Annotated in this window: 7 protein-coding genes; 3 read left to right on the top strand and 4 right to left on the bottom strand. The window is 45.3% G+C overall.

The genetic code is table 11. The features are described 5' to 3' along the window. Positions 1–40 precede the first annotated feature (40 nt). Both F6K37_RS32370 and F6K37_RS32365 read right to left on the bottom strand, forming a co-directional pair. Positions 41–247: a hypothetical protein gene (locus tag F6K37_RS32370; protein WP_287254729.1), complete on the bottom strand. Its 207-nt coding sequence runs from the start codon at positions 245–247 to the stop codon at positions 41–43. Between the two features lie 13 nt (positions 248–260). Beyond that, positions 261–443: a hypothetical protein gene (locus F6K37_RS32365; protein ID WP_131826951.1), complete on the bottom strand. Its 183-nt coding sequence runs from the start codon at positions 441–443 to the stop codon at positions 261–263. 32 nt (positions 444–475) lie between these two features. Here F6K37_RS32365 and ggt point away from each other — a divergent pair, with 32 nt between their 5' ends. From ggt to F6K37_RS32350, 3 genes are all read left to right on the top strand, one after another. Beyond that, on the top strand, positions 476–2218 hold the full coding sequence (gene ggt, locus F6K37_RS32360) for a gamma-glutamyltransferase (protein ID WP_008181017.1): 1743 nt from the start codon (positions 476–478) through the stop codon (positions 2216–2218). Between the two features lie 211 nt (positions 2219–2429). After that, on the top strand, positions 2430–3173 hold the full coding sequence (locus F6K37_RS32355; RefSeq protein WP_131826952.1) for a hypothetical protein: 744 nt from the start codon (positions 2430–2432) through the stop codon (positions 3171–3173). Beyond that, positions 3166–4215, top strand: coding sequence for a pentapeptide repeat-containing protein (locus tag F6K37_RS32350; protein ID WP_008181020.1), 1050 nt, complete (start codon positions 3166–3168; stop codon positions 4213–4215). Before F6K37_RS32355 ends, F6K37_RS32350 begins: the two co-directional genes overlap by 8 nt. A gap of 40 nt (positions 4216–4255) precedes the next feature. On the opposite strand, the gene F6K37_RS32345 is transcribed toward F6K37_RS32350, so the two are convergent. Both F6K37_RS32345 and F6K37_RS32340 read right to left on the bottom strand, forming a co-directional pair. Continuing rightward, positions 4256–4492, bottom strand: coding sequence for a hypothetical protein (locus tag F6K37_RS32345; RefSeq protein ID WP_287254726.1), 237 nt, complete (start codon positions 4490–4492; stop codon positions 4256–4258). Continuing rightward, a complete protein-coding gene (locus F6K37_RS32340; protein WP_287254724.1) occupies positions 4489–4650 on the bottom strand; it encodes a hypothetical protein in 162 nt (53 codons plus the stop codon). The genes F6K37_RS32345 and F6K37_RS32340 overlap by 4 nt, the downstream gene beginning before the upstream one ends. Between the last annotated feature and the right edge of the window lie 75 nt (positions 4651–4725).

Here is a 4725-nt window from a genome sequence, read left to right as displayed (position 1 = left end):
AAACATACCCGACTTTTTTAGTCGGGATTAATTGCAGGGGTTAAAGATTAACCATTAACCAGTCAAAATTACTGTCAATTGAGATACAAACGTTTGGTTCGATTAGTGATACACGGCTGTGTGTAGGGAACAGGAAATAGGCAAGAGGCAAGAGGCAAGAGGCAAGAGGCAATAGGCAATAGGCAATAGGCAATAGGCAAGAGGAACCCACCCCTAACCCCTCCCAGGAGGGGAAGGCAAGAGGCAATAGGCACCCACCCCTAACCCCTCCCAGGAGGGGAAGGCAAGAGGCAATAGGCAAGAGGCAATAGTAATCCCCCCGACTCCCGATTCCCGATTCCCGATTCCCGATTCCCGATTCCCGACTCCCGACTCTCGACTTCCAACTCCCTAGTAGCGCTGGTGGAAACCGTTATAGTATCTTTCCGAAAGCGGAAAATCATTTCCAATCTCTCACTATTCGATCAACTATCCTATGGGCAAGATCGCCAGAAAATATAAATTCATCATCATTTGCCTCACTACTCTAATTTTCATTAGTGCTGGCAGTGCCTCTGCTCAAGACACAGTTATCTTTAGCAGAAAAGATATCTTTCATCCCGTTATTGCTAACAACGGTATGGTTTCCTCTCAAGAACGCTATGCCTCACAAGCTGGTTTAGCGGTTTTAAAAGAAGGTGGCAATGCTGTTGATGCTGCGGTAACCATTGGGTTTACCCTAGCGGTAACCTTACCGCGAGCTGGGAATCTCGGTGGCGGTGGCTTTATGCTCTTACATCTGGCCAAGGATAACCAAACCATTGCTATTGATTATCGGGAGAAAGCACCACTAGCTGCTACTCGTGATATGTTTCTGGACAATAATGGTGAGGTTGACCCAGAAAAGTCTCGATACAGTTATTTATCTGTTGGTGTTCCTGGTACCGTAGCTGGGTTAACCATGGCACTGGAAAAATACGGCACTATTTCCTTAGAACGGGCATTACAACCAGCTATAGAATTAGCAGAAAAAGGGTTCCCAGTTTCTGAAGATTTGTTCCGCTCTCTGAGAGACGTTAAGAAACGAATGCAGTCTTATGAGGCGAGTATGGCTATTTTTTATAAGCCAGGAGGTGTCCTTTATCAGGTAGGGGAAATCTTAGTACAAAACGATTTAGCCCGTAGTTTAAAGCTAATTGCTAAACATGGGGCTAAAGCCTTTTATGAAGGTGCGATCGCATCGGCTATCGTAGCAGACATGGAAGCCAATGGTGGTCTGATTACCAAAGAGGATTTAGCTACCTACAAGCCCGTGATTCGAGAGCCGATTCGAGGCACTTATCGGGGCTATGAGATTTATTCTATGCCACCTCCAAGCTCTGGGGGTATCCATCTGGTGCAGATGTTGAATACTTTAGAAGCCTTTCCGATTCGGAAACTGGGACATAATACTGCCCAAACCATTCATTTAATGGCGGAAAGTATGAAGTTAGCCTATGCTGACCGTTCTAAATTTCTAGGAGATCCTGACTTTGTTCCCGTTCCTGTTGCTGAATTAACCTCTAAAACCTATGCTGAACGAATCCGTCAACGGATTAATCCCTATCGAGCAACTCCCAGTTCAGAAATTGCCCCTGGTAATCCTACTCAACGGGTAGAAAGCAATGATACCACCCATTATTCAGTGATGGATAAGTATGGCAATGCTGTTGCTAATACCTATACTTTAAACTTTAGCTATGGCAGTAAAATTACAGTACCGGGAACGGGTATTCTCCTCAACAATGAAATGGATGATTTTTCAGCTAAGCCAGGGGTACCCAATGCTTATGGATTAACTGGAGCAGAATTCAATGCAATAGCACCGGAAAAAAGGATGCTGAGTTCTATGACTCCAACAATTGTGCTCAAAGATGGTAAGTCGTATCTGGTCACTGGCAGTCCAGGGGGGAGTAGGATTATTACCACCGTTTTGCAATTGATTATGAATGTAATTGATCACCAGCTCAATATTGCTACAGCTACTAATGCCATTCGGGTACATCATCAATGGTTACCGGATCAACTTTTTGTAGAACAGGATTTAAATGGTGATACAATCCAGTTATTGAAGTATAAAGGATATAAGATTTCGGTGCGTAATGCTATGGGGAGTACCCAGAGTATCATGTACATTAACAATTCATTTGAAGGTGCATCTGATCCTCGCAAACCTGGTGCCTTAACCTTAGGTTATTAACATAGCATTTACTTTAGCAATCCGTGTAGGAATTGTGGGAGTTTTTGATCGTAAGTTCCCTACGGTGCGCGTTCACCCTTAGCTTTTAAAAAGCGCGGGGTCGCACCGCTCCCTACTCCCTACTCCCTACTCCCTACTCCCTACTCCCTACTCCCTTTGCTATTACATGCCTCCACCTGAGCCTAAGAATAAATGCCTAGATTGCTTAGGGATGAAATTGGAAGGAATGCTGATTCCGCCAAACAAACAAAAACGTAAGTTTTGGCAAAAACCCTCTAAAATGCCGCAGATTAATTTATACCTAACCATCCAATTTAACCAGCAGTGGGAAGAGTTGCTCGAAGGTCGTGTTAAATTTGGACTCAAAGGTGGAGTACTGCGTCTTCATCTCCAACATGGTAATATCCCCTATGAATTCCGTGAGCTTGGTGGTTATATTCAACTGGCAACAGTAGGTAATCAACAGCAACAAGGGCCTAGTTGTGATCTAAACCACCGTCCAACAGACCCTAATGGCAACAGGGAAAGAGGGGGAGGTAATGTTACTCCAGAAGCTACCCAATCGCAATCCCACGAGACATCCCAACTAGAATATCAACCAGAATCCTGCAAGACATCCCACGAGACTGACCAAGTTTCCTGGTGCCACATTACCAATCAAGTTTCGGCAGAAAATCCTGCCTGGATTTTTGAAGAACAGAAGGGGAATGGTGTTTTATTTGGTTCCCTGAATCGGGTAAAGCTAGCAACTGTCAATGTCACTGCTTTACCCTGTCGTATCCAAGCAATCTTTGAAGTATCCCAGCGAGATATTTGTCTAACTGAAGTTGAGGGGTTGTGGTCCTCAAACCTTACCCGCAATAAAACCGTTGTGCTAAACAGACTGATTGTGGAACATTTGTTGGTAACTAGACTTAAGCCCTATCTGTCTCTCATGGAATTGCAATATGGGTGAGGAAAAATCTCAACCGATTCTGCTAAGCCTGATCAAGCGGGTTTTAGTGGCAGAAACAGACAATCTTGAGCAGTTGACCGCAATGGTTGGGCTGAATCTGGCTGAGGACTTCACTGCAGCTGACTTAAGTTACACTGACCTCAGCCAAGCTAGGTTGATGGAAGCGGATTTCAGAGGAACGGATTTCCGGGGGGCTAACCTCCAAGGTGCCAACTTATGTAATGCTGACTTGAGGGGGGCTGATTTCAGTCGTGCGAATCTAAGCATGAGCCACTTCAGGAATGCTAATCTCCAGGGGGTAAGCCTTGGTGGTGCTGACTTGAGGGGGATACGATTAGATGGTGCTAATGTCAGGGATGGTGACCTCAGTGGTGCTGACTTGAGGGGAGCTGACGTCAGGAAAACTGACCTCACTGGTGTTAATCTTAGCGAGGCTAAATTGGGAGGTGCTTACCTCCAGGGGGCTAAACTCAGGGGGGCTAATCTGGGTAGTGCGATTTTGAGCAGAGCTAACCTTCAGGGCACTAACCTCATCCGTGCCCACCTGGGGGGGGCTGACTTGAGGTGTGTTGATTTATCTGATGCTAACTTGAGCCGTGCTCAGCTTAGTGAAGCTAATCTCAAAGGTGCGAAACTGAGGAGAAGTAATCTTAAAGGTGCTGATTTAAGTTTAGCAGACATGACCCAAGTCTGCCTGATTCGTGCTAATTTGAATTATGTCCATCTGATTCGTGCCAACCTACGCAAAGCCGAGCTGATTCGTAGCGACTTAAGTAATAGTGATCTCAGGAGAGTTGATCTTCAGGGAGCTGACTTGAGTTTGGCTATCCTTGAAAATGCTGACCTTAGGAGTGCTAATCTCAGAAGTGCGAAGATGAATCTTACTGAGTTAGATGGTGCCAATCTCAGAGGAGCTGATTTTAGTCATGCTGACATTAGGGGGGCAAGAGTGAAAGGGGCTAGGTTCGCTAAAAATAGAGGTATTTCTAATCAGATGAGAGGGGTTTTGATGCGGTTAGGGGCAATTTTTGAAGATGAATAGCTCTAGGGTGATTATTCCTCGTTAAGTTAGGGAGTATCTTTCAGGAGATTCTAGCGCTGGGGGCAGGGAATCGGGAATCGGGAATCGGGAATCGGAACCCACCCCTAACCCCTCCCAGGAGGGGAACGGGAATCAGGAATCGGGAATCGGGAATCGGGAAAAAGTTATGAAAAAACTTTTTATATAAAGGTTTTAGCAATTCGTCTTGATGCAGTAGCGAGTAGGGTGCGTTAGGCAAAGCTAACGCACCGAGATGATAGCGATCGCATTTTTTCAAGCAACGTTATCCCCTGAGGTACCTAAGGGAATTAGAGGCAGCAGGGGACACAGGGGAATCAGAGACACGTTTGAGGTTTCAGTCTTGGCAGGCTCGGGTGCTTGGAAAGGTTCCTCAAATTGCTCAAAGTGCATTTCGGACACTGGTTCCTGTAACAATTTTTCTAATACAATTTGCGGTTTGACTTCAGCAATATCTTCTTCGAGGATTTGATTCAGCTTAATTTTGTCTTA

The organism is Moorena sp. SIO4E2, assembly GCF_010671945.1.
Taxonomy (GTDB): domain Bacteria; phylum Cyanobacteriota; class Cyanobacteriia; order Cyanobacteriales; family Coleofasciculaceae; genus Moorena; species Moorena producens.
Note: the sequence above shows the minus strand (reverse complement) of the source record. Positions and strands in the feature narration are given on the sequence as shown.